The organism is Candidatus Odyssella thessalonicensis L13, from assembly GCF_000190415.1.
In the GTDB taxonomy this organism is placed as follows: Bacteria; Pseudomonadota; Alphaproteobacteria; order Paracaedibacterales; family Paracaedibacteraceae; genus Paracaedibacter; species Paracaedibacter thessalonicensis.
In genome coordinates, this window is sequence record NZ_AEWF01000003.1 from 321,344 (window position 1) to 346,755 (window position 25,412).

General features: G+C 44.4%; 25 protein-coding genes and 1 tRNA gene. 11 read left to right on the plus strand and 15 right to left on the minus strand.

Annotated elements, in window-relative coordinates:
* Positions 1-230 precede the first annotated feature (230 nt).
* Positions 231-932: a hypothetical protein gene (locus tag HMO_RS0106940; RefSeq protein ID WP_010300471.1), complete on the plus strand. Its 702-nt coding sequence runs from the start codon at positions 231-233 to the stop codon at positions 930-932.
* 66 nt (positions 933-998) lie between these two features.
* On the opposite strand, the gene murA is transcribed toward HMO_RS0106940, so the two are convergent.
* The 4 genes from murA to HMO_RS17020 all read right to left on the minus strand — a co-directional run bounded on the left by murA (position 999) and on the right by HMO_RS17020 (position 3,656).
* Positions 999-2,276, minus strand: coding sequence for a UDP-N-acetylglucosamine 1-carboxyvinyltransferase (gene murA / locus HMO_RS0106945; RefSeq protein WP_010300473.1), 1,278 nt, complete (start codon positions 2,274-2,276; stop codon positions 999-1,001).
* 98 nt (positions 2,277-2,374) lie between these two features.
* On the minus strand, positions 2,375-2,869 hold the full coding sequence (locus HMO_RS0106950) for a L,D-transpeptidase family protein (protein ID WP_010300475.1): 495 nt from the start codon (positions 2,867-2,869) through the stop codon (positions 2,375-2,377).
* Positions 2,866-3,468 (minus strand): dCTP deaminase, encoded by a 603-nt coding sequence (gene dcd / locus HMO_RS0106955; protein ID WP_010300477.1) that lies wholly within the window; start codon positions 3,466-3,468, stop codon positions 2,866-2,868. Before dcd ends, HMO_RS0106950 begins: the two co-directional genes overlap by 4 nt.
* 47 nt (positions 3,469-3,515) lie before the next feature.
* Positions 3,516-3,656 carry a hypothetical protein gene (locus HMO_RS17020; RefSeq protein ID WP_010300480.1) on the minus strand — a complete coding sequence of 47 codons (141 nt, stop codon included), beginning with the start codon at positions 3,654-3,656 and terminating at the stop codon, positions 3,516-3,518.
* A 91-nt stretch (positions 3,657-3,747) separates the two neighbouring features.
* On the opposite strand from HMO_RS17020, the gene HMO_RS0106960 reads away from it, so the two are divergent.
* From HMO_RS0106960 to HMO_RS0106980, 4 genes are all read left to right on the plus strand, one after another.
* Positions 3,748-3,822 (plus strand) — tRNA-Thr (locus tag HMO_RS0106960).
* 70 nt (positions 3,823-3,892) lie between these two features.
* A complete protein-coding gene (locus tag HMO_RS0106965; protein ID WP_010300483.1) occupies positions 3,893-6,304 on the plus strand; it encodes an FtsK/SpoIIIE family DNA translocase in 2,412 nt (803 codons plus the stop codon).
* Positions 6,305-6,388: 84 nt separating this feature from the next.
* The gene (locus HMO_RS0106970) at positions 6,389-7,012 is read left to right on the plus strand and encodes a LolA family protein (RefSeq protein WP_010300486.1); all 624 of its coding nucleotides are present in this window, start codon (positions 6,389-6,391) and stop codon (positions 7,010-7,012) included.
* Between the two features lie 361 nt (positions 7,013-7,373).
* A complete protein-coding gene (locus HMO_RS0106980; protein ID WP_010300490.1) occupies positions 7,374-7,787 on the plus strand; it encodes a hypothetical protein in 414 nt (137 codons plus the stop codon).
* Here the strand turns inward: HMO_RS0106980 and xseA are convergent.
* Positions 7,779-9,119, minus strand: coding sequence for an exodeoxyribonuclease VII large subunit (xseA, locus tag HMO_RS0106985; protein WP_010300493.1), 1,341 nt, complete (start codon positions 9,117-9,119; stop codon positions 7,779-7,781). The genes HMO_RS0106980 and xseA overlap by 9 nt on opposite strands.
* 77 nt (positions 9,120-9,196) lie before the next feature.
* Here xseA and hemA point away from each other — a divergent pair, with 77 nt between their 5' ends.
* The gene (gene hemA, locus HMO_RS0106990; protein ID WP_010300496.1) at positions 9,197-10,408 is read left to right on the plus strand and encodes a 5-aminolevulinate synthase; all 1,212 of its coding nucleotides are present in this window, start codon (positions 9,197-9,199) and stop codon (positions 10,406-10,408) included.
* A gap of 59 nt (positions 10,409-10,467) precedes the next feature.
* Here the strand turns inward: hemA and ccmA are convergent, their stop codons facing one another.
* Positions 10,468-11,043: a heme ABC exporter ATP-binding protein CcmA gene (gene ccmA / locus HMO_RS0106995; protein WP_029448590.1), complete on the minus strand. Its 576-nt coding sequence runs from the start codon at positions 11,041-11,043 to the stop codon at positions 10,468-10,470.
* The gene (locus HMO_RS16125; RefSeq protein WP_010300502.1) at positions 11,021-11,164 is read right to left on the minus strand and encodes a DUF1674 domain-containing protein; all 144 of its coding nucleotides are present in this window, start codon (positions 11,162-11,164) and stop codon (positions 11,021-11,023) included. The genes ccmA and HMO_RS16125 overlap by 23 nt, the downstream gene beginning before the upstream one ends.
* A gap of 81 nt (positions 11,165-11,245) precedes the next feature.
* Between HMO_RS16125 and htpX the strand changes: the two genes are divergently transcribed.
* From htpX to HMO_RS17025, 4 genes are all read left to right on the plus strand, one after another.
* Entirely contained in the window at positions 11,246-12,136 is an 891-nt protein-coding gene (htpX, locus tag HMO_RS0107005) for a zinc metalloprotease HtpX (RefSeq protein ID WP_010300505.1), read from the plus strand.
* Positions 12,133-12,795 (plus strand): ribulose-phosphate 3-epimerase, encoded by a 663-nt coding sequence (gene rpe / locus HMO_RS0107010; protein ID WP_010300508.1) that lies wholly within the window; start codon positions 12,133-12,135, stop codon positions 12,793-12,795. Before htpX ends, rpe begins: the two co-directional genes overlap by 4 nt.
* 2 nt (positions 12,796-12,797) lie before the next feature.
* Positions 12,798-14,369 carry a heparinase II/III family protein gene (locus tag HMO_RS0107015; protein ID WP_010300512.1) on the plus strand — a complete coding sequence of 524 codons (1,572 nt, stop codon included), beginning with the start codon at positions 12,798-12,800 and terminating at the stop codon, positions 14,367-14,369.
* A gap of 90 nt (positions 14,370-14,459) precedes the next feature.
* Complete coding sequence (locus HMO_RS17025; RefSeq protein ID WP_010300515.1) at positions 14,460-14,621, plus strand: hypothetical protein; 162 nt, start codon at positions 14,460-14,462, stop codon at positions 14,619-14,621.
* Between the two features lie 126 nt (positions 14,622-14,747).
* Here the strand turns inward: HMO_RS17025 and HMO_RS15555 are convergent, their stop codons facing one another.
* The 5 genes from HMO_RS15555 to HMO_RS0107045 all read right to left on the minus strand — a co-directional run bounded on the left by HMO_RS15555 (position 14,748) and on the right by HMO_RS0107045 (position 20,922).
* Positions 14,748-16,226: a tetratricopeptide repeat protein gene (locus HMO_RS15555; RefSeq protein WP_010300519.1), complete on the minus strand. Its 1,479-nt coding sequence runs from the start codon at positions 16,224-16,226 to the stop codon at positions 14,748-14,750.
* 235 nt (positions 16,227-16,461) lie between these two features.
* Complete coding sequence (locus HMO_RS0107030; RefSeq protein WP_033444555.1) at positions 16,462-17,256, minus strand: hypothetical protein; 795 nt, start codon at positions 17,254-17,256, stop codon at positions 16,462-16,464.
* A 135-nt stretch (positions 17,257-17,391) separates the two neighbouring features.
* Entirely contained in the window at positions 17,392-18,330 is a 939-nt protein-coding gene (locus HMO_RS0107035; protein ID WP_010300525.1) for a mitochondrial fission ELM1 family protein, read from the minus strand.
* Entirely contained in the window at positions 18,331-20,154 is a 1,824-nt protein-coding gene (typA, locus tag HMO_RS0107040) for a translational GTPase TypA (RefSeq protein ID WP_010300528.1), read from the minus strand.
* A 312-nt stretch (positions 20,155-20,466) separates the two neighbouring features.
* Positions 20,467-20,922: a hypothetical protein gene (locus HMO_RS0107045; protein WP_010300530.1), complete on the minus strand. Its 456-nt coding sequence runs from the start codon at positions 20,920-20,922 to the stop codon at positions 20,467-20,469.
* A gap of 306 nt (positions 20,923-21,228) precedes the next feature.
* Between HMO_RS0107045 and HMO_RS0107050 the strand changes: the two genes are divergently transcribed.
* Entirely contained in the window at positions 21,229-21,588 is a 360-nt protein-coding gene (locus tag HMO_RS0107050; RefSeq protein ID WP_029448596.1) for a carboxymuconolactone decarboxylase family protein, read from the plus strand.
* A gap of 141 nt (positions 21,589-21,729) precedes the next feature.
* Here the strand turns inward: HMO_RS0107050 and HMO_RS0107055 are convergent, their stop codons facing one another.
* The 3 genes from HMO_RS0107055 to pip all read right to left on the minus strand — a co-directional run bounded on the left by HMO_RS0107055 (position 21,730) and on the right by pip (position 25,351).
* Positions 21,730-23,565: a hypothetical protein gene (locus HMO_RS0107055; protein WP_010300535.1), complete on the minus strand. Its 1,836-nt coding sequence runs from the start codon at positions 23,563-23,565 to the stop codon at positions 21,730-21,732.
* A 203-nt stretch (positions 23,566-23,768) separates the two neighbouring features.
* Positions 23,769-24,404, minus strand: coding sequence for an endonuclease III (gene nth, locus HMO_RS0107060; protein WP_010300538.1), 636 nt, complete (start codon positions 24,402-24,404; stop codon positions 23,769-23,771).
* Positions 24,401-25,351, minus strand: a complete 951-nt coding sequence (gene pip, locus HMO_RS0107065) for a prolyl aminopeptidase (RefSeq protein WP_010300542.1) — start codon at positions 25,349-25,351, stop codon at positions 24,401-24,403. Before pip ends, nth begins: the two co-directional genes overlap by 4 nt.
* Positions 25,352-25,412 lie beyond the last annotated feature (61 nt).

Here is a 25,412-nt window from a genome sequence, read left to right on the forward strand (position 1 = left end):
CTCAGGCCGATCCTTGAACTGAGTAAATTTTCTTCATTTAAGACCAGACGATCAACAATAGGAACCTTTAAAGGAATAACATTTTGAAGTTACCTTAGCATTAATTCTCTAAGGTAAGGGGGTAGATAATTCTTTATAAGTATAAAATTTTAGGCATTTTTGTTATATTGCTTGGTTAAGATAATCTAATTTAGAATTTTAATAAAGCAGGTCAATTTTAGGGGAATTTTATGTTAAGCAGAATATTGTGGTCTTTAAGCGTGGGATTTATTAGTGTAATGCCGCTGGCTGCCATGGAGCTGGATAGCGCTCCCATACATAGTTCGGGGTGTTATGATGGAGCCTGCAAAGAAAGTTTGCAGCCTTCAGGCCAAGTGATTAAGGTCAGTCTCATTAACTGCTGTTCTTCGTCGTTACGGGTCTTTGGTAATAAAGAGGCTTCCAATATACGCGTGCGGCTGGTTAAAGGTAGGTTTGAGGGCGCAGATAAAAGGAAAAGACTAACAGAGTTTTTAAACCTTTATGCTGCGGATATTCCAGCTATCGCTTTGCCTCGGGCTGGTGAAAGTCCTGTAAAGCACCAGATAAATCTGGAATCGGTGCCGGATCAGCTGGACGAATTGGAGAGAAATATCTTACCTCCTAAAAATCACTGCTACCCGTTGGAAATTAAAAACTTTGATGTATTTCCCCTTACTGTTATTTATTCCTTTAATATCGAGGGCTGGAAAGGGCGCTATTCTAACTGCCAAAAGTTTACCGTGCAGAATTTCTTGGCTGGTTACGGTTCTCAAAAAATTGCCATCGATTTGTTTTTTCTTGGATTTCCTAATCGTCTTACAGATGAAGCAGACATACGGCTAAAAATTCCGCAATTCAATCTTAAAACACCTCAGATTCAATATACTGAGATTGATACTGATGAGGATTGAGCTCATTCCTTCTGGTGAAGGGGAGGCTTCACCAGAAATAGAATTCTCTTTCTAAGTTTAGAGATTTTAAGCCGCAATGGCTTCTTTCACCCGTTCAATGTGAGCGCCACAGTGCCGGAGTTTATCCTCAATATGTTCGTAACCGCGGTCGAGGTGATAAACGCGATTGACCCAGGTCTCACCTTCAGCAGCCAGCCCAGCTAAAACCAAGGAAACAGACGCCCTTAAATCCGTAGCCATTACCGGAGCCCCTCGAAGTTGACTGACGCCGCGAACCAGAGCCGAGGAGCCGTGTACTGTGATATTGGCGCCCATGCGGCACAGTTCCGGCACATGCATAAATCGGTTCTCAAAGATAGTCTCTGTAATCAGGGACGCCCCTTGGCACACTGTCATTAACGCCATCATTTGGGCTTGCAAATCGGTGGCAAATCCTGGATAAGGTTCGGTCATTACATCCACGCCCGTGATGGGATGGCCTGAGGCTTTCACCCAAAAACCGTCACTGGTTGGCTCGACAATGACGCCGGTTTTCTGAAGCACGCTAATAAAGCTGGGGAGCAGCTCAATACTGGTATCTTTAAGATAAAGCTCTCCGCCAGTAATTGCCGCAGCGATCGCAAAGGTACCGGTCTCAATACGGTCAGCGACGACTCGGTGTTGGGCATGGTGAAGTTTGGTGACTCCGTGGATCGTAATCGTGTCCGTGCCGTCGCCTTCTATGGAGGCTCCCATGGCCCTTAAACAATTGGCAAGATCGACGATCTCTGGTTCTCTGGCGGCATTGACGAGCTTAGTAGTGCCGTCTGCTAAGGTTGCGGCCATCATTAAGTTTTCAGTGGCGGTAACGGATACCACGCGCATGGTAATGGTAGCCCCTTTTAATCCTTTGGGAGCTTTAGCATGGATATAGCCCTCTTTAAGTTCGATCTCGGCTCCCATCTCTTCTAGCCCCTGAAGGTGGATATCGACCGGGCGCGTGCCAATGGAGCACCCACCTGGCAAAGAAACTCGGGCCTCTCCGCAGCGAGCTAAAAGTGGGCCCAGAACGAGAATAGAGGCGCGCATCTTGCGAACAATATCATAAGGAGCAGTGGTATTGGCTATAGATTGGGCGTGTAAGAGGACCTTTTTCTGCTCCAGATTCCGGGTCGCTTGAATGCCATGCTGTTCGAGAAGTTCTAGCATACACTTGATATCAGCGAGTTCCGGAATATTTGTCAGCTCTAAAACTTCATCGCTTAAAATAGCAGCTGTTAACAAAGGAAGAGCAGCATTTTTAGCGCCACTAATTGTTATTGTTCCCTTAAGTGGCGTTCCACCGACGATGCGAATTTGATCCATTTTGGCCCCTGTTGCCTTATACGTAACTTATGAAATAATAATCTAGACAACTTTCGTAAGCCAGATTAAAAAGGCCAAAAGTACGAATCGAGTCTACTTTATTCGTATATCACAACCGGTGTTCCTTCTTCAACTTCTTCAAATAATTCATCCATTTCATCATTTGTTAAAGCGATGCATCCGGCTGTCCAATCAACCCACCGATGCATCCGTTGCAAGAAAGACGGTAAATAATAAAGGTAATCGCGCATGCCATGAAGGCAGAGGTGATCCCCAATGTCTACTCCGCGAGCTTCAGCATCCACTTTTTCTTCAGCGGTGGGATAATTAAGAATCAAACTCTTATAGTAATCACTCGCGGCTAGCTTACGACGAATATGATAATGGCCCACAGGAGTGCGTTTATCTGACCTTTCCATTTTCTTGCCTTTGGGCTGACGGCCTAAAGCAATCCTGTAGGTTTTAATAACCTTGTCATCTTTGATGGTGTTAAGCTCATGGCGATGTTTTATAATTTCAATACTATCGACCTGGGCCCAACTACAAGACACCCAAAAAGAAGAAGATATAAAAAACTGCCTAATTGCTATCATAGTTTTGGAAGTGTCACACCTCTTTGACCCATGTACTTACCTTGCCGGTCTGCATAAGAAACTTCACAGTCGCTAGTACCTTTCAGGAATAGAAATTGGCAAACACCCTCATTGGCATAGATCTTAGCCGGTAAAGGAGTGGTATTAGAAAACTCTAAAGTTACATGTCCTTCCCATTCAGGTTCTAACGGGGTGACGTTGACAATAATGCCACAGCGAGCATAAGTTGACTTTCCTAAGCAAATAACCAGGACATCGCGGGGGATGCGGAAGTATTCAACCGTTCTGGCCAAAACAAAGCTATTGGGGGGAATAATACAGATGTCTGTTTCTTTCTCAACAAAGCTAGTCTCTGAGAAGCTTTTTGGGTCAACGATGGCATTGTTAACATTAGTGAAAATCTTGAATTCAGGGGCAACTCGAGCGTCATAGCCATACGAAGAGACTCCATAAGAGATCACGCCTTCGCGGACTTGTTTCTCCACAAACGGTTCAATCATTCCGTGTCTTAACGATTGTTCGCGAATCCAAGTGTCTGGCAAGATACCGCCATTAACTTGAATTTGTTCTAAAGCTTGTTTTGCTGTCGCATTAGTCATAACAAATCCCACATTTTCAAGTGTTTTATTCTTGAAGGTACCAGGATTTAGCGCTCAGTGTCTATTGCTTTTTGTTGAGGATGAGACTGGTCGCGATCCCGTTGCTGCTGTTTGCGGCGACGCAAGTTTTCTCGTAACGCTTCGGCGAGCCGTTGTGCTCGCTCTTGGGGGGATATCTTTTGGCTCATGTATAATATATAAAATTTTTACTGAACACATGCAAGAAAAAATCTTGCATTTTGACTTGAATGTATGAGATGCTGCTAACGTTAATCCTTTGCCGCTGTGGCTCAGAGGTAGAGCACACCCTTGGTAAGGGTGGGGTCGAGAGTTCGATTCTCTCCAGCGGCACCATTAAATCCTTTTCCCTCAAGCTAATTTCTGTGATAATAGAGCCAAAGATATAACGAAGAAACAGTTATAAATGGCACGCAATAAATTATCCTCAAGATCTGTCCAACTGCTTCCTCCTGAAGTTTGGAATTTGATCCGTCGAAAAATACAGCAATTAATAGGGGTGACAATTGCCAGTGCAGGTACCTTTGCGCTGATTAGTATCTTAACATACAGTGCAATGGATGCTTCTCTTAATACAGCAAGTGCAGGCCCTTACGTAAATTGGCTTAAATTGCCGGGGGCAATAGTGGCGGATCTCCTGTTACAGTTTTTTGGACTGGCCAGCTTTATGGTTGCTTTTGCTGCCTTGATCTGGGGCGGAACCTTAGTTATAGAAGGTAGGCTTAATCGTCCTGTGGCCAAGATGGTGCTCCTGTTGATCGCTCTGGCATTAGCCTCAATTGCATTAACTGCCGTACCGCGAGCCCATTGGTTCTTTGATCTGCCGCAGATGGGCGGGATTTTTGGTTTGCTGCTTTTAAAATTGATAGCAGCTCTGGTTCCACTTCGGTTTATAAATAGCATTCAAATGGTGAGTGCGGCAGGCTGTGGTGTTCTGTATGTGGCGGCTTTGGGCTTAAATGTGCATCAGTGGGGTGCGATCCTAGCGAGTTTTAAAGCAAGCTATAATCCTGTTTACAAGATATATACGGCCTTAAACTATTGCTTGCAAGGCGTGTTTTTTAGGAAGAGCGTTGCTGAAGAAAAGCTTTCTCCCGTACCATCTGTTAGCGATAAACCAATGCTGCGGGCTCATCTCGAGGACCGAGTTTCTCTTAAACGAGAGGTCGCCCCAGAAACTGTCGCTAACTATGTCCCTATTAAAAGTTCCATTTATGAGGAAAATAATTACTCTGATGCCGCCATCGATGCTTATGAAGAAACCTATGAAGGGGGTATGGAATCTCGGCGAAAATCTTTGGGTGATGCGGCAACATTAAGCACCTCTTATACAATTGATGACTATCAGCTTCCCTCCATCGAACTATTGGATGCCAGCCTTAAAAAGAATGCAAAGATTATCCCGGATGAGCAGCTGCAAGACTATGCAGCCCAATTAGAGCAAGTTCTTGCTGAATTTGGCGTGCGCGGGGATATTGTCGGGGTTTGTCCCGGCCCTGTGGTGACCCTATACGAACTGAAGCCCGCAGCTGGTATCAAAACGTCTCGCGTTATTGGTCTGGCCGACGATATTGCCCGCTCAATGAGTGCCCATTCAGCCCGTATCGCTGTTATTCCGGGCCGCAACGTTATTGGTATTGAATTGCCTAATCCAGTCCGAGAAACAGTTTATTTGCGAGAGTTGCTGTTGTCAGAGGACTATCAAAAGCATTCAGCAAGTTTAGCAATGATCCTCGGCAAAGATATTGGCGGTAATCCAATTATAGCTGACCTGGCTCGTATGCCCCACTTACTCGTTGCCGGTACGACAGGGTCGGGTAAATCAGTGGCAGTCAACACGATGATCCTGTCCTTGCTGTACCGTATGGCCCCTAATGAGTGTAAATTCATTATGATTGACCCCAAGATGTTAGAGCTATCGGTTTATGATGGTATCCCGCATCTCCTGACCCCGGTGGTGACGGATTCAAAGAAGGCAGTGGTAGCTTTAAAATGGGCAGTACGGGAAATGGAAAGTCGTTATCGCGCCATGTCAAAGTTAGGGGTGCGTAATATTGATGGCTATAATACCCGCATTCAAGAGGCCCGCCAAAGCGGTGAAGTTTTAATGCGGCGCGTTCAAACAGGGTTCGATCCTGATACGGGTAAGCCCATTTTTGAGAATCAATCATTAGATGTTGATCCTTTGCCCTACATTGTGGTGGTGGTCGATGAAATGGCTGACTTGATGCTAGTGGCCGGTAAAGAAATTGAAACCGCTGTCCAACGTCTGGCCCAGATGGCGCGTGCGGCGGGCATCCATCTTATTATGGCGACCCAACGGCCTTCAGTTGATGTGATCACGGGTACGATTAAGGCTAACTTTCCAACACGAATTAGCTTTATGGTTACCAGCAAGATTGACAGCCGCACAATTTTAGGAGAACAAGGGGCTGAGCAATTGCTTGGTCAAGGTGACATGCTGTATATGGCCGGCGGTGGGCGTCTGTTACGGGTGCATGGTCCCTTTGTCAAAGATACCGAAGTTGAACGAATTGTGCAGTTCCTTAAAACTCAAGGCGAACCCACTTATATTGATAGTGTTACCGAAGACGATGGCGAGGCATTAGGGGCGGCTGGCACTGAAACCGAAGGGGGCGATGCGCTCTATCAGCAAGCTGTTGACCTTGTCCGTCGTGAAGGTAAAGCGTCGACCAGCTTTGTTCAGCGCCATTTGCAGATTGGTTACAACCGTGCTGCCCGGATGATTGAGCAAATGGAGAAAGAAGGTCTAATTACGCCGGCAAATCATGTGGGCAAACGCGAAGTTATCGGATAGTAGATTTCTTGCTGGCTCTTTTAGACTAGCTAGGGCTTTCAAGAGTAACGAGAAAGTAGAAACACTCAACAAGATAGGTGGAATATGAGGCGTTTATTTAAAACAATTATTGGTACGGCTGTGATGGTTGCTGTTACGCAAGCAGCCCCTAAGACGGGTGTCTCTATCCATCCTGTCGAGGCATCGTTAGTTAAAAAAGTTGAAGATTATTTGAATGGGATTAAAACCTATCGCGCACGAATCCTGCAGACCAATGCCAACGGTAGTATGCAAAAAGGTTGGTTTTATATGGAGCGTGGTGGCAAAAGCCAGTTCGGTAAGATGCGAATTGAGTACGATGCGCCGGTTAAAGATTTGATGGTCGTCGATGGCCGCGACTTTATTTTTTACGATGCCCAAGCAAAGGAAAAAAATACGTATGATATTGACTCCACACCGGCCGCCTTCTTGCTTCGCCGTAAAATTGATCTGCGCCATGATTTAAAAGTTGTTGAGAAAGCCACCGACGGCAATGAAATCGGCCTCAAGATTATCCGAGCGGGTGACGAGTCGGGGGCCGCCTTAATCTTAAAATTTGCGACCGTTCCCATTTTTAAATTGAATGGTTGGGCGGTTATGGATCCTCAGGGCTTGCTCACCCGAGTTCATTTAGAAGAAGTCAATATAGGTATCAATCTAGACGAGAAATTATTCAAATATAAAGACTGATCGGCTGAAAGTTTTAAAAGCATAACAATTAATCGGAGCAAGAAGACGGCAATATTGCGGTCTAGAGAGATAAATTTATAAAGTACTGTGTAGAGAATAAATTATGCTGCAATTTGAATAGGGATGTGATAAAAATGTCTCTACATTTGCTCCATATTAGCAGCCACCATAATTAAATAAACAGCAAGCGTAGCGGCAGCACTAATTGCAAAATTGAGTTCCATTCCCATATGTGATCTCCTAATCTCAAAAAGTGACATTGCTGTTCTTACTTAATGTGGGTAAACTAAGCGGCGAGTGCAACAAAAATTTACCTTTTATTAAATTATCATAGATTATATCGACACGAAAGGTCCTCTTAATGAATAAAGCTCGATGTTTTCTGCTCTTAGCAGTTTTAATTGTAACAGCGTTGTCAGTATCATTGCTTTATCATAAATATCAAACCAATAAAGCTTTAGAGATTTATAGCTACGAGCAGGTTCTGGCCCATGCTAAGAAACCGAAAAACTTGCCGCTGATCAATGAATTATACCGTTTAGGCAATCAGGTGCGGAGCTTTAAAGATCTGAAATCAAGTGAAGTATCGGACGAAGAAAAGAGAAGCGTTCATATTTTACTGAGTAAAATTTGTAAAGATTCTTGCCTGCCTATCCGCTGTCGGATTGATCCCGGTCTAGGCCATGCCTGCCGGCTTAATTGTCCGGCTCACAAAGTAAAGTTCTGTGTAACCAGCTTAAAACCGTTGACTCCAATAACACCTGCGTCAAAATAAACGCGGTTGCTCAGGGTTAGGTTTGGGAGAGCGGGACCGCGAAGCAGGTGCACCGGGTCGGCTTTTGGTGACTAATACTTTGCCGTCGGCAAAGGTTAATTGGACGGGGGCCTCCGGAAAATCTTTTGCTGAGGTCACAGGCTCACCTTGAGCGGTGGTTGCCATAAGGAAACCTCTTTCTAATACTTTCTCGAAGCTAGCTTGTTCCAAGCGCGTCGTTAGCTGTTTTAACCGTTCCTCGCTGATTTCAAGCGTACTTGTCGGCAGACGCAAGCGGCTAAAAGTCATCTTTAAGCGATCTTCTAAGTTTTGAAAAAACTGAGGTAAACAGCGACCTAGCCTTTCTGACCAATCATCGACACGTTGCATTCTTTCTTCTAAAAGCCGCTGCGGGTGAACCAGGCCTCGGCTTAGAGCTGCTAGTCGCAGTTGACGATTGTCAATAATCTGGCGCATGACATCTTGTTGGCGTCGGGCTCGGTCTTGAAGATAGTTAATGAGATCAATCAACACGGGTACAGCAAGTTCAGCGGCCCCGGTCGGGGTGGGAGCACGGAGGTCAGCCGCATAATCGATTAAGGTCGTATCAGTTTCATGACCAATGGCAGAAATGAGGGGGATCTGGCTGGCAGCTGCCGCCCTAACAACAATTTCCTCGTTAAATGCCCACAAATCTTCAAGACTACCGCCGCCGCGAGCCACAATTAAAACATCAGGGCGCTGCGAGACAGCATTAAATCCTTGGATAGCGGCGGCAACTTGCTCGGCAGCGCCGGGTCCTTGAACCAGCACGGGCCACACGATCACATGACAGGGGAAACGGTCCTGAATACGATGCAAGATGTCTCTTATTACTGCTCCGGTGGGGGAAGTAATCACCCCAATGGTTTGAGGAAAGGGCGGGATTTTTTTCTTATGCTCTGCAGCAAACAGGCCCTCAGCAGCTAAGGCTCGCTTACGATCTTCTAAAAGTTTTAACAAGGCGCCTTGGCCTGAAGCCTCGTAGCTTTCAACAATCATCTGATATTTAGAGCGGGCTGGATAAGTGGTGATGCGTCCTGTGGCAATAATTTCTAAGCCTTCTTCCAACTGAATAGGATTTCTCGAATAGGAGCCGCGCCAGGATACGGCATCAATCACCGCATTCTCATCTTTTAGAGCATAATAAATATGGCCTGAGGAATGGCGTTTTAGGCCAGAAATTTCACCTTTAATTCTGATAAAATTAAATTGGTCCTCTACCGAGCGTTTCAGCGCTAATGAGAGATCACTAACACTCAGGATAGGCATGAGAGGGGGCTGATTTAAAGAATTTGTTAAGTTTTCTGTCACCCGCGTCACCTTGGCGTTATGTTTTTTAAAATTTATGGTTTATAGTGTCAGTATATAGGCCGCTACCCAAGAAAAAAATGCATTACGATAATTTTTTCGCAACCTACCTTCAGCATCTGAAATCAGAGGGTAGATACCGTGTGTTTGTTAACCTAGAAAGAATGGTGGGAAAAGCTCCACTAGCATTATGGCATCATGACCAAATCGTTGAGGAAGTGGTGGTCTGGTGCAGCAATGATTATCTGGCCCTCAGCCAAAATCCAGAAGTCGTTGAGGCTATGGTTGCAGCAGCGCAGACTTATGGTTCTGGGTCTGGGGGAACCCGTAATATTTCAGGAACCTCGCATCCGCATGTCAAGCTTGAACAAGCTATAGCAAACTTTCATCGTAAAGAAGCAGGCTTATTATTCTCTTCTGGCTATGTGGCCAATGAGGCTGCAATCAGTACCTTAGCAAGTAATTTACCAGGCTGTATCGTTTTAAGTGATGAAAAAAATCATGCTTCCATGATTCAAGGCATTCGCAATAGTCGCGCAGAAAAGTATATTTTTCGTCACAATGATCTAGCCGATCTAGAAGCTAAGCTGAAACAGCTGCCTCAAACGCAGCCCAAGTTAATCGTATTTACAGCTGTTTATTCCATGGATGGGGATCGGGCCCCAGCGGCAGAGATTTGTGCTCTGGCCAAACAATATAATGCCTTGACATTTATCGATGAAGTTCATGCGGTCGGCATGTATGGTGCTAGCGGTGCCGGACTTTCAGAATTGCTAGGTATTCAAGATCAGGTCGATATTATTCAAGGAAACTTTGCCAAGGGATTTGGGGTAATTGGTGGCTATATAACTGGTAATAAGAACTTAGTCGATTTTGTTCGCAGTGCCGCATCAGGGTTTATTTTTACGACTTCCATGCCCCCGGCAACGGCGGTGGCTATTTTAAAATCCATGGAGTTAATTGAGAACGGCCAGAAATTGCGGGCCCAATTTTGGCAACAGGTCAACTATTTTAAGCAGCAGATTGCAAAAACTGACCTGCCTTATCGAGAAAGTCAAGGCCATATTGTGCCGGTGGTGGTGGGGGACGCTGCGTTATGCAAAGAGATTTGTGATCGTTTGTTGTATGAAGATAAGATCTACATTCAACCGATTAATTATCCCACTGTGCCGGTGGGCCAAGAACGTTTACGTATAACCATTACACCTGCCCATACGCGCGACCACATTGATCAGCTGCTCACCGCTCTTCAGAGAGTTTATGCCGACTATAAATTAAGTAAGGCTGCTTGAATTCTAGCGCAATAATAAAGCAAGAAGAGGTTTAAGGGGAGAGGGCAAAGATCTGCTCCTCAGCTGAGCCAGATCTCCTTAACTGGGGAAAAATTGAGAGATTCATGGGAAGTTTGGACAATTGCCCCGCCTTCGGCAATATGAGCCCGTATAAGATCAAGAAAGTGTGTTTTTGCTTGCGCATCCAAATGCTCAAATGGTTCGTCCATTATCCATAATTTGTGGGGCGATAACAAGAATTGACATAAAGCAACTTGTCGTTTTAGGCCCGCTGAGAGATGGTTGAGGGGAAGAGGGCGGAGATGGTCGACTGGAGTCGCTGGTCGGGGGACATTAAAGTAGCGCGCAATAAAGTCGAGATGACCGGCAACCGTCGTATGGGGGCGAAAACCATTGTCGTGACCAAGATAGCAAAAATCAGTGCGCCAGAGCGAACCACTGTAGGGAGATAAAAGTCCGACAATTGTCTTTAAAAGTGTGGACTTTCCGCAGCCATTTGCGCCCCGGATAACAAGCCATTCACCGGCGGCCAGGGCTATAGAAAAATTCTTAATGATGGGCTGATTATCCCTTAAAATATAAAGTTTATCTGCTGTTAAATAGGAATTCAAATTAGAAGTCAATGCAACGACCATTTTTTTCCCAATCACCAAAGCGGGTCGGCGAAGAATTGTCCACTTCAGCGGGGACAGCTGTTTCATCCGACTCTGATATCTGCGTTTCTTTTTCCGGGGAATTAACTTTAGGATTAGTCATGGAATCCTTAACTTTCTGGCAAATATTTGGTACTATCAAATTAAAGTATAACCTTAACAGTGGAAGACATCCAGGCGCAAAATGCATAATCATAATCGAACGTTTATTCTGATTGCCATCATAGTAGCGTTATTCGTCACAGTCGGTCATTTAATAGGCGGTCCTCGCGGCGCGATGATGGCCTTTTTTATTGCTGGCGCTATGAATTTTTATGCTTATTGGAATTCCGATAAAATTGTTTTGCGTATGTATGACGCCCATGAAGTAACTGCCCATAATGCACCTGATTTCTATTGTCTGGTTCAAGATTTAGCCGCTAAAGTAAAACTGCCGATGCCGCGGGTGTATATTATCAGCTCTGACCAGCCCAATGCCTTTGCCACAGGACGCAATCCTGAAAACGCCGCGGTGGCGGCAACCACCGGCCTCCTTAAGGCTCTAGATTTACGTCAGCTTGCTGGGGTTATGGCCCATGAGCTAGCACATATCGCCAATCGTGATACTTTAACTATGACAGTGACAGCCACCCTGGCGGGAGCAATCGGTCATCTGGCACACCTTCCCTTTTTATTCCATAGCAACCGTGAGGGAGAACAACGATCCCATAATACAGTTATCCACTTAATTGTCATGGTGTTGGCGCCGTTAGCAGCAATGTTAGTCCAATTGGCCATTTCTCGCACGCGTGAATACTCAGCCGATGAACTCGGGGCTATAATTTGTGGTGATCCTTTAGCCTTAGCGAGTGCTTTACAACGCATAGAAGTCTTAGCCCAAGGAGTTGATAACCCGGTGGCAGAGGAGAATCCAGCTACGGCTCATATGTTCATCATTAATCCGTTGATGCACGGTGGGATCGATAATCTGTTTGCCACCCATCCCAGTACATCGAACCGGGTCCGCCGCTTGCAGCAAATTGCCGAACATTTAGGCAGCACCACTATTACTCGCCATAAGGGGCCTTGGGGATGACATCTCATATCAAAATATCACCTTCCATTCTATCTGCAGACATTTTGAATTTGGGAGCAGAAGTACAGGCTGTGGCGGCGGCGGGAGCTGACTGGATTCACGTAGATGTCATGGATGGGCGATATGTCCCCAATATTACCTATGGCCCCCATTTAGTAGCAGCTTTACGACGCTTTACAGATTTACCCTTGGATGTGCATCTGATGATTTCCCCAGCACAACCGCATATTAAAGCCTTCGCGGAAGCAGGGGCAAACTTGATTACAGTTCATCCTGATGCTGATACTCATATCCACCGCGTTCTTTGTGAAATCAAAAGTTATGGCATTAAGGCTGGGATTGCGCTTAACCCCGGTGTGCCCATCACAGCCATTGAGACTTTGGTGCCATTTATTGACCTGATCTTGGTTATGACAGTAAATCCTGGCTTTGGCGGCCAAGCTTATATTCCTGAAATGACTAATAAAATTCGCCAGGTTCGCCACCTTATTAACCATAGCGGTCGAGAGATCGAATTAGAGGTTGACGGTGGCATAAACCTCGAGACCGCCCCATCAGCGATCGCTGCTGGCGCAACTGCTCTGGTCGCGGGGGCCGCCATTTATGGGGCTGCGGATAAAGATTACCAGTCCAAAATCACTGCACTGCGAGGGAAATGAGAATGAGCGCATATTTACATTTGCAGCAATGGCCGGTTGAAAGGGAAAGATCCTCTGTATTTCAGAGTGTGAACCGTAAAATTCGCTTGGTGTGGCAGAAAAACCCGTTATACTCTTTAAGTTTAAGAGGAAAAGGAACACAGAATTTAAAGCTCATTCCTTCTGATTCTTGGCCGGGTAGTATAAGTGAAGGACGACAAATAATTGAAGGAAAGTTTGTTTTAGGCAGTGAGTCAACTTTGATTCAGCATTTATGGTATCCTAAGCATCTGTCTAACTCTGCTTTAGCAGAACTTCATAGCTTTGAATGGTTACGTAACTTGCGCGCTCATGGAGAAAATATTGCCAGGCGTAGTGCTCGACAGCTAATTCTAAATTGGATTGATCGTAATCAAAGCTGGCAAACTCTTGCTTGGCGCCCTGATATTGTTGGCAATCGGCTCAGTAATTGGATTGGCCTGTATGATTTCTTTTGTGCTAGTGCCGATGATACTTTCCGATATCAATTTTTCAAAAGTTTACATAGACAAGCGCGTCATTTAAGTCGTTGCTGGATGGATGCACCCTCGCCTGCGCAAAAGCTTTATGCTTTACATGGACTTATCTATGCTATTATCTGTTTAAATCACGAGCAGCACCGTTTGCCGGGTTTGCTGAAGCATCTCGATAAATTGGTAACCCATCAGATTTTACCCGATGGTGGACATTGTAGCCGCTCTCCCATATTACAGCTGATGGTATTAAGACTCTTAATTGATTTAAAGGCTCTCTTGCGCCAAGCTGGGCTATCATTGCCGCCGTCTATCCCCAAAGCCATTCAAACGATGGCCCCTTTAGTTCGTTTATTCCGCCATACGGATGGTGGAATGGCCTGTTTTGGCCCCTATCAAAAAATCAGCCCTAATCTCGTGGACATGGTTTTAACCTTATCCGATGTTCGCGGTAGACCCCCTCAGCAAGCCAACGAAATGGGCTATGAACGGGCCACAGCAAAGTCCGGCTTAATTCTTTTCAATAAAACGCCAACTTTGTTACGCTCACCTTGTAATAATATTGAGGAAGGGACCGGGATTTTCAATTTTGAATGGAGTTCTTCCAAACATCGCATCATCACTTATGCGGATCTCATATTGCAATCTGAGCGCGGTCTTTATGCTCAGGCTTTGAAGTCTGCCCATGGCCACTTGCAAGTCCATAATAAGGCCCATATTGAGGGGGCATTAATTGAGGGCGAGTACCAAAGCCACCATCCGAACTGGAATTTTACCCAGACAAGAACTTTATATTTAAATAATAAAGAACTGGATTTTCGGGGGGAAGAAGTGGTGTCCTCTCATCTTCCGGCAATGTTTGCGCTACGTTTTGTTTTTCATCCTGAAATGCGAGTTACCCATCATGGCAAAAAGATCTACGTTGACATGCCCAACGCTCAACGTTGGGTATTTGTTAGCAACTGTGGGGATATGCATATCGAGCAGCTTGACACCAGCTATCCAGCACAAATGTTGCTGGTGATGGGGCAATTAACCGCCAACAAGAGTCGTAAAATCTGCTGGGCGTTTCGAGGGGACTAAGACTTTACTTCTTAAGAGTTCCTTAACGCCGAAATTAACAGCTTGTTTACGATATATCCGTCATCCTAAACCTATAACAGGAGGATGCATATGAGCGATTTTATTCGAAGCCGTTTTTTCTTTATTATAGTGATGATTTCCCTGTCTATAGCTCAAGCATTGATCGTTCATGCGGGACAGAAAGCCTCTGCCAAATTTAATCAAAGCCTTCCCACCGCCGTAAACTTATCACTTTTAAGGTTTTATCCGTGAGGAAGTTTTATGAGACTCTTAATTATATTAAGCTCCACCAAAGAGTCCGTAAGGTTTAAAAGATAGCACTTTTAGGGAGCTAAACTCCCTTAAGCTCTGAACCAAAGAGCAAGAAGATCTTCACTATTAAGAGCAATCTGTCCTTATTATTTCTAGCGTCAATTGATTGCGGACGTCTACCGTGGCTTCGATAACCTTAATAATCTCTGCTTTCAGAGACAGAGCTGGTTCCATCATCTCTTCTAAAAGCTTAATCTTGTTTTGGATAGCTTTTTGTTGCTGATTAAGCAGTAATAGAACAGTGGCTTCATTCTCAGATTGAGTAACAATATCTTCTAAAAAGCTAAGGGAGTCTCTGAGAATTTCTGAAGAGTGGAGCTGTTCATGACGCAAGACCTGGAGCATTGTCTCGCGGGTGCCTGCTTTTACAAGAGCGATGACTAAGGAATTAAGCTTAGATACTGCCGCTTGAACCTGTTTTAGCTCCTCAATACAATTATCCTGCTGGAAAACTTGGGTAGGTTCGATGACAGTGTAAACTCTGTCATTTAATTTAACTGCCAAGGGAGCAATTACTTGTTCTAATTTTAAGCAATTGATCCAGCAGAAAGGTTGGGTCAGCTGGACAATAATTTTCTCGTAATTTTGGAATGTTTGAGCAATCGAGCTAACCTTTTTTTGAAGAGGCTTATTTCTAATTGTGTCACCGAATTGTCCTTTAGCCCATACTTCTAAATGATGGGTTTCAATTAGTAAAGAATTTAATTTTTCTGAAAGTTGCTCTTTAAGAGAAGTCGCCTCACTTAAAGAGTAATCTGTTTCTACGTATTCAGAAGTTTTTGTTGAACAATAATTGGATAATAAAGTTCTTGTTATTAACTTGCTTGATGAGTAGTCTATACTCTTATTGGTAAGCGCTATTACCAACCAGTTAAAAGCTTGCATAGGATCTTGATTTGAACCTTCTGGGGGAATAGAGTATGCTTTAACTAGTTCAAATTGTGCAATAGGACATCCCTGGGTCGCAGCTCGTTTGTACCATTCCATCGCCTTTTCAAAATTCTGCTCAATTCCTTGCCCTTCCTGATAGCAATATCCTAGAGAATGTTGTGCAGCAGCATTGTTCTGGAGAGCAGCTTGTTGATACCATTTTACAGATTCTTCATAGCTCTTCTCAACACCTGCACCTATACAGTAAGCATCTCCTAGAAAGTTTTGTGCTTTAGCATACCCTTGCAGGGCAGATTTGTAACACCACTGAACAGCTTCTTTATAATTCTGCTCAATACCTATGCCCCTCCAATAGGCGTAGCCTAATGCATATTGTGCAGCAGCATGTCCGTGTTTGGCACTCTTAAAATAGTACTTAATGGCTTTTTCATAGCTGTGGCCTTGCCAATAGACATTTCCTAAAATATAGAAAGTTTCTCCATCTTCTTGCGAGGTTATTTTTATAGGAGCGCCTTTTATATTATCAGCACTATATGAAATTAGACCGAGTTCTATTTTGTTATCGTCAGCTTTACTAAAGAGCTGTGTTTTTTCTTGGTCCATGGCACAAGCAGGAAAGAGTAATGTAAGGGGTAATAATTTACAGAGCTGCATTATACGTTACCATTTGCTTCTAATATAATTCTTTTCCCATATTAGCATTAATAGATAACTGATTATAAGAGTATTAGTAACGCTAAGAGGTCTATTAAGGTTGGATACTTATTTTAGTCTTGATACCTAGGAAAAATTTATTTCTGTTGGCAACAAAGATATCTTCCTAGTTTTTTTAAAAGGCAAAGTTCTCTTATAGACTTTTAAGATAGCTATGAATTTAATACTCTCCACTTTAACGGCAGTCTGTCTTTAACTCAGTGTGCACTAGGCTCATTAATACATCACCGGCGAACTTTTGAAGACGGGAAGAGGGGAGAGTTTCCACCGGCGGCTTAAAGCCAAAACGCGGGGACGGCGATTTAGGAACGGCACTGCCTTCAGCGGTAACTTTAAAGGCCTCATTGAAATAATCCGTATTATAAGGACAATGGTCCTGGGTGCATTGATCAGGATCAAATTCAATTAGGACCGCTTGAATGACTTGAGGGGCCCGCTGCGGATAATGACCGCTGTCGTCAGGGATTCCTCGTGATTTTATGCGAACCATGCTGCCGTCCTTATGGATGTAGATCTGCATTTTTACGCCTGTCGGGCTGTTTGGATCGCTTGTTTTGCTGCCATCCAATTGCCAGAATTTAGCTCGTCCTGCTGACAGCGCAACTTCTTTCCAGGTAAAACCAGCAGCGATCAAGTCTTGGTGAAGCGAGTGCGGGGTCTTATTCGTAAGGTTAATAGCTTTTAAGGCTTGCCCCCGCTTGCCTTCAAGGAACTCAGTAAGAGCTCGCTTAACTTTAGGATGACTTTCTAAATAGCCATGGTTCCATAAGCTGTTGGGACTAAAAGGATCTGCTTGGGAGGCTTTATAAACTTTAATAGCTAATTGATAGTGTTGGTTGCTTTGCTCGGTCTTATTTAGATTGGCTGGGCAATAGGGCTCTTGAAACGTGGGTAGCTTTTTAAGAGGGGAGGAGGTGCCGTAACAGGTGCCTGTTATGACTAGGATAACTATCCATAAAAAGCGTAGCATTTCTATACTCATCATAGGCTCCCGCATAAGGCTATTATAGCACCCGTGGCTAAAAAATTATCCGTTTTTACGGCTGGCTTTTCACCTTTATAGGCGTTATTAATTCTAACCTTCAGGTTAGTTCAGCGTTTTTACTCATAACTTTAAAAGTGATCTTAATTCAGCTGCCGCCTTTTCATTGACCCTCAGGGGCGTGACCGGGTCAGCTTTTGGCTTGCCGTCCCACCACTGAACACGCTGAATCTGGAGAAGTGATTGATGAAAGCGGGTATGTTTTTTAGAAACCTGCGACAGTTTGTAGAGATAGACAGGAGCTTTCGTGGCGCATGCTTCCGAGATCATGCTCACACTATCGCAGGTCACCAGAATTGCATCGGCCAGCCCTAAAAGCCCAAAGTAAGGATTTTCTCCCCGGCCATCCCATACGTATATCGAAGCGGGAACTTCTTTAAATCTGCGCACAATAGTAGAAGGCGTTCGGCGCGACAGCGTCACGAGGATGCGCCATCCTTGCTGATCAAGTCTTACTAGATCAGGGATTAATTGATCTGCCAGGCTTGCATCCATTTCAAATTTCTTAGTCGAGCCGCCAATAATGACAGAGAGAACCGGCTGATTGTTTGGGTTCAAAGGGTGAAACTTAGCTCGGGCTTCCTGCAGCTTTTCAGTGGTAATGCGATGGGTCGCGCCAATCGTCTGGATGACATTAGGACCGCTGAGGCGATCATGCGCCGGACAGACAACCGCATCAAAATGAGTCGGATTGATACGTGGATCTTGCACATAAACCACTTTACTGTGACCCGCCGCCAAGTGTTTTAGGTACAGCGCCGGTAAAACTGCCCGACGCCCTGAGGCTAAGATGAGATCAGGATAAGGAGGTAAAAGGGGATCACTATCTGCGCGCAGGCAAAAGCTTAATCCCAAGCGTAAATAAGGACTTAGACTCTCCCAGGGTTGGCGCAAGCTGATCTTTTTTACTTCCACCTCATAGCCCAGGGTTTCTGCTAAACCCCAAGCTTGATTGATCATGCCGGCACTACCATCAGAAATGATCCAACATCTCTTAGCCACTTAAACCTCGCGTTTACGCTCCGCTCGCTTGCGATCATTAGGATCCAAAAGGGCTTTACGCAGGCGAATATTTTTAGGTGTAACTTCGACCCGCTCATCATCTTGAATATAAGAGATCGCTTGTTCCAAGGTAAAGATTTTAGGCGGCGTCAAGCGGATCGCATCATCTTTACCCGAGGCCCGGAAGTTGGTTAATTGTTTAGCTTTTAAAGGATTTACTTCTAGATCATTATCGCGGCTGTTTTCGCCAATGATCATGCCTTCATAAACCTGGGTTCCCGGCGCAACAAACATAACACCTCTTTCTTCCAGAGCATTGAGAGCATAGGATACAGCTTCACCATTTCCATTAGAGATCAAGACTCCAGTGTGGCGGCCTTCAATAGGGCCGCGATAGGGACCATAACTGTGGAAAACCCGGCTCATGATTCCGGTGCCGCGTGTGTCGGTTAAGAATTGGCCGTGATAGCCAATCAGACCACGGGACGGGGCATGGAAGGTAATACGCACTTTACCACCGCCAGAGGGACGCATATCAACCATCTCTGACTTGCGCTGATTCATGGCATCAACGACAGCACCGCTATATTCTTCATCCACATCGATTTGGACTTCCTCAATGGGCTCTAATCGGTCACCTGTTGCCTCATCCGTCTTATAAAGAACGCGTGGGCGGCTGATCGATAATTCAAACCCTTCACGGCGCATGGTTTCAATCAAAACACCCAGCTGTAATTCGCCGCGGCCAGCGACTTCAAAAGCATCTTTCTCTGCTGTTTCTGTAATACGAATGGCCACATTGCCTTCTGCTTCACGCATCAAGCGATCGCGAATCACCCGGGAGGTTAGCTTGGTGCCTTCACGCCCTGCTAGAGGCGAATCATTAACAGAGAATGTCATTGCCAAGGTTGGGGGGTCAATCGGTTGCGCTGCAATCGGATCACTCACTTCAGGAACGGCAACGGTGTCAGCAACGGTTGCTTTTTCTAAACCAGCGATGGCAATAATATCGCCTGCTTCGGCTTCTTCAATCGGCAAACGTTCAAGGCCACGAAATGACAACAGCTTATTGATACGACCAGTTTCCACGACCTCACCTTCGCGGTTCAAAACGCGTACTGCCGTATTTAATTTAACCCGTCCGCTCTTAACTCGTCCGGTTAACACGCGCCCTAAGAAATTATCATATTCGCGGGTAGTGACCAACATCGAGAAGGGGGCATCTTTATCGCCTTCGGCCTCGGGGACATGGTCAATAATCAAATCAAATAGAGGTGAAATATCTTTGCGCTCATCCGTCAATTCTTTAACGGCCCAACCGCTACGTCCTGAGGCGTACATAATAGGAAAGTCAAGTTGCTCTTCTGTAGCTTCCAACGCTAAGAAAAGGTCAAATACTTCATCAAGAACTTCATCAGCGCGCGCATCTTGGCGATCAATTTTATTAATGAGAACAATAGGGCGCAGACCAAGCTTTAAAGCTTTACTGAGTACGAACTTCGTTTGGGGCATCGGGCCCTCGGCGGCGTCAACGAGAACAACCACTCCATCAACCATGCTGAGAATACGTTCGACCTCACCGCCAAAGTCAGCGTGGCCTGGGGTGTCGACGATATTAATACGATCGCCTTTCCATTCTAAAGAAGTACACTTAGCTAAAATAGTAATGCCGCGTTCCCGTTCCAGGTCATTAGAGTCCATCATCCGCTCGGCTACTTGTTGGTTTTGGCGGAACGTGCCACTTTGCTTGAGCATACTGTCCACGAGGGTGGTTTTTCCGTGGTCAACGTGAGCAATAATTGCAATATTTCGAATCGAAGTCATAAAAAATCTCTAAAATCATAAATTGTTTTAAGGGCGACCCTGGAAGGTCGCCGCACTTACCCTTGAGTATATAGGTATTGTGCGAAAACTCAACAAGTTAAAATATGCAGAATATATTAAACTAATGCATCTTTACCAAGCAAGTATATAACTAGACTTAGAGCTTCCGGCGGGGTTCTTGTATTCTTGCAAGCTGATCCTTATTTAAGGTTAACCTAGTTTATGAGCACTGGACCCTATTCGAGAGCTAAAATATCGCGACAACTATAATAGGGTGATCAAATTCGCTGAAATCCCTTTTATCCCCTGTCACTATCTCCTTCTATAGGATTCAGGATGAGGGACTCCCATAAAATGGCAAATCTCCTCAATGGTTGACGGGGACAGGGGAATATGCCGGCCAATAATAAGCAAGGCTTCGTGGACACATGTCTCAGCAAGCGCCTTCCTAGGAATTTTTATGCTACCAAAAAGGCAAGATAGATTATATTTACGAGCAAAGGAACACAACTGCTCATACAAAGGGCTGTGAGAAGAAAGAGTAAGTTCGTCTAAGGTAAAGTTAAGGCAAAAGCTTTGGCTTTTATGATCTAAGCGCAGATTATTAAGAGCATGATTGCCGAGTACACAATATCTGATAGAGTGATCATCCGCTTCAATTTCTTTCTGTAAGCCAATAGCCGTTTGGACGGAAAGGGTAGAATAATCTACTTCTTTAGCTTGGCAGAGGCCGATGGCCAATCCCAGAATTAACGTTAAATTTTTCATAATTAAGTGTACGCCTCTAAGGAAGGAAGTTGAGTATCTTTTAGGGTTTACAATTCTTTTATTAAGAATATACAAAAGTATTCTAGGTCGGCAATAGACTTTAAATAACTGTGCTCTCTTAGGAGGCGGGTTAGGTTTCCTCTTCCATGCCGCCTGTTTTAATAGACCCCTTATCGGATGACTGTGGGGCATCCCTCATAAGTTTAACAACGTAAACTGTAAGCGAGGAGGACAGTGTTGTATTGCCCCCCTGGCTATACTACAGTAAAATTAGGATCTCAAAATTTTATTAGAAGGGCGCTTTTTATGCAGAAAGATTATTTGGCCATCACCCAAGGAATTTCCCATAATCTAAAAACTTTACGTCAAGACATTACCGATACCTTGCAGGGATTTTCAGCGCTGGCGCAAGCGGCAACTAAAGATGGTGTTTTAGATAAGAAAACTAAAGAGCTAATTGCCCTTGCTTTGGGGGTTGCGGCTCGTTGTGATGGATGTTTGGGGTTTCATGCTGAAGCTTTAGTGAAATTAGGAGCGACCAAAGCAGAAGTGGAAGAAATGTTGGGGATGACAGTCTATATGGGCGGCGGACCCTCCCTGATGTATGCCGCTGATGCCTTAGCTGCTTTCGAACAATTCCAAGCTCACTATCAAGATAAAAAGTGAGAGCAGGGGGATTTCCATTCCATAAAAATATTTGCTAAGGCTGGAAAGAACCAGCCTTTTAGCAGTAGTTTTCAAAGAGCAATGAGGGAGGCACCCTTAATCACCTCTCTCCTTAATCGTGCAACCACTAAAGCTATGGGGCTAACGTCTTAAGAACTTTAAAATAAGCTCTCCAATATTAATTCTTAATTCCTTGCTTAACTGAGGATCAGGCAACACAGCAGAAAGTACTGGAATAGGATCTACATTTTCACAAGACTGAGCACGATTTTCATATTGCATTAAGACTATATAATAAAATGCAGTTGTTCGAAGTTCATGCTCTAACTGCAAATCCTGGTTAATGTTAATAAATATTGCAATAGCCTGAGCATCAAGGATGCTAGCTGTACGCTTATGATACCGCATTAAGGCTTTATAATAATCGCACATGGCATGGTCCTTTGCAGTTAGATACGGATCTTTGCTTGCTTCATCAAATAATCTGAAACATTGGTCATCGCTTATCTTGAGACTACGATTATTAAAACGCATTAGAGCTTGATAGTATTTAACCTTCGCTAGATAGGGGGAACTTATAAAGTGATTAGCATAAATCCGTGTAAAGATATCAAAAGCTTCTTCATCATTTATACATGCCGTACGATTCAAGAAGCGCATCTCTGCTTTAAAGAAATCTGCTAAATCGTAGTATTTAATTGGTAAAGAAGGATTCTGAACTGTTTGCTCCAAAATTTCAATCGCATCAGCATCACAGAGTTCTGAAATGCGGTTCTCGCAATGCATGACTGCTTGGCAAAGATTTGCGATAGCTCTATATTGAACAGGAGCTTCCAAGTCCCTGCTGATCAAATCAAAGAGAAAAAAAGCTTGCGAATCGCTAATAGCTTGGGTGCGTTTTTGGTAAACCATAAAAGCTTTATAATAAATACATATAATATGATCCTGATGGGATAATTGCGGATTGTCACTTAATTGATTAAAGATTTGAAATGCTTGCTCATCTGTGAGATGCAAAGTGCGATTTCCATAACGCATGCATGCCTTATGATAAAGTGCTAACGAAGAATATTCACTATCAGGTAAGTCAGTTTGTGAAACTAGCTTAAAAAGAGCAAAAGCTTGGACATCATCAGTTTTCTGAGTACGTTTTTTATAAAGCATAAAAGCTTTATAATAGGTCGCCATAATGCAAAATTTATGGTCTAATATATTAGGCTCGCTTGCATGATCAAGCAGATGAAAAGCTTGCTCGTCATCAATTTCTTGAGTGCGCCTGAAAACTCGCATCAATCCCTTATAAAGGTTACACAGATTTTGCTCTGCCTTACTAATTTGTGCTTCTTGACTAATTTGATGGAAAAGATCAAAAGCTTCTTCATCACTCATAAATTGATTAGGCTGGTGGTAAGCCATCAATGCTATGGAGAACTTATAGACTCTTCTTTCCTGAATACTTAGGCTGCAATCTTGGCTAGCTTTTAGCATCAGTTCAAAAGCTTGTGCAGAAGAATTGTTTTCTAAGATTAATTTGCCTGCCTCCACTAAAATGTCTTTAAAAGAAGTCTCTACACTTTCAAGTAATTGATGGCTGCTTGTACTCACAGGGGGAGACCCAGGAACGTCCTCAGTTTCATCGTCTCTCGGTTCTGTTTTTATCCGTTTAAACATGTCCCCAAGAGGATTGACGGGGAGTGGCGTAAACACTCTTGCTTGGGTGGAAAAGTCAGCCAAGATTTCAGCTTTTATCTCCTCCTCTGGAGGTCTTTTTCTCTTGCTTGTGTCAGTGGTTCCCTCATGATATTGATCCTGTGGAGCGGAGGGTGCTACCGTCGTGTCTTTCTCCTTTCGTTGGAAAAGAGTGCTTTCCTTAAGGGATAGTTCCTCTTCAGTTGCACTTACTGATAAAAGCAGCAGAATAAAAAAGTAAGCGTTTATTTTTAACAGAAATTTTATAGAGGGGTTGCTGGAGAGCATAATTTTTCTCTAAGTTTTTAGGTAATATTAAATTTATTTTATTTGTTATAGTTTTCAGATTTTTTTATATCAAAGTCTATTTGTCTAGATAAGTAAAGATAAAAATCTTTCACTTGTTCTAGAAGGAATAATAATTAGCGAAGCTGGTTAAAATATAGAGACTGGAGCCTCTGTAAAGATAACCATTCTTCACCTTTAAGCCTCTAATCCCACTGCTTATTGGGAAATTCGCATAGGTCAGCAATTAAGCATTTTGCACACTCAGGCTTACGAGCTTTGCAGGTATAACGTCCATGTAAGATAAGCCAGTGATGGGCATGAAGGCGATAATCTCCAGGGATACCGTTCTCGAGCTGCAGTTCCACGTCTAGCGGCGTCTTACCCTGGGTTAACCCGATACGATTGCTGACGCGGAAAATATGGGTATCCACCGCAATCAGGGGGTCACCAAAAGCCACATTCAGGACAACATTAGCAGTTTTTCGCCCCACCCCCGGTAAACGTTCTAATTCTTCACGATTGCGCGGGACTTGACCATTAAACTCTTCCACTAACATCTTGGCGGCAGCAATAAGGTTTTTTGCTTTTGAATTAAAAAGGCCTATGGTTTTTATATAAGACTTTAAGCTTTCTTCCCCCAGGTCGAGTAATTTTTGCGGGGTATCGGCCACTTTAAAAAGCGACTTGGTGGCTTTGTTAACCCCCACATCCGTGGCCTGGGCGGACAGAGTTACCGCCACCAGCAACGTATAGGGATTGGTGTAGTCTAACTCTGTTTGCGGGCTGGGCTCGCGTTCCTGAAATCGACGAAAAATCTCAGCGATGGTAGTAGGGTTCATGACATAACACTTTTCATTTTCTCACACGCTTTCATGAGCTCCCGACGCAAAGGCGGATCAAAGGCTGAATGGCCAGCATCGGGCACCACAATATACTCTGCTTCGGGTAAGTTCTTTGCAATTTCATCGGCGGTGACAATAGGGCAAACAATATCATAGCGACCTTGAACCATAATTGTTGGGATATGGCGAATCTTATCCAGATTTTCTAATAAGAAATTCTCTGGCAAGAATATATTGTTGCTAAAATAGTGGGCTTCCATGCGTGCCAGGCCCAGGGCCAAAACAGGATCTAAGAAGGATTGGACTGTATTTTCACAGGGCATTAAGGTCGCACAAGCTCCCTCGTACTTACTCCAGGCTAAGGCTGCTGGCATGTGGATCTCGGGGTTGGGATCTAGGAGGCGTTGATGATAAGCCGTCAGCAAATCATGGCGCTCTGCCATCGGAATATGGCTAGCGAATTCTTGCCACTGCTCGGGGAATATGGTGTTCATCCCATATAAAAACCAATCAATTTCTTGTTGGCGGCATAAGAATAAGCCTCTTAAGATTAAGCCGCGGCAGCGTTGAGGATGGTGTTCTGCATACGCAATCGCAAGCGTGGATCCCCAAGAGCCGCCAAAAACAAGCCAGCTTTCAATATTAAGATGAGCGCGTAAGACCTCGAGATCATTAATGAGATGCGGAGTGGTGTTATGACGCGTTTCTCCCAGGGGCGTTGAGCGGCCTGAACCGCGTTGGTCATAAACGATAATCCGATAAAACTCAGGGTCAAAGAAGCGCCGGGCTGCTGCTCCTGCGCCCGCGCCCGGGCCACCGTGAATAAAAACGATCGGAACTCCATGAGGGTTGCCACATTCTTCCCAGTACATGTTATGAAGCTCATCAAGCTTAATAAAGCCGGTGTGGTTGGGCGTGATATCCGGATATAATTCAGTGCGCATTAGCCATCTAAGGTTAGAAATTGAGCTGTTTATATCCTAAAAAAGCTAATCCGATATGGCA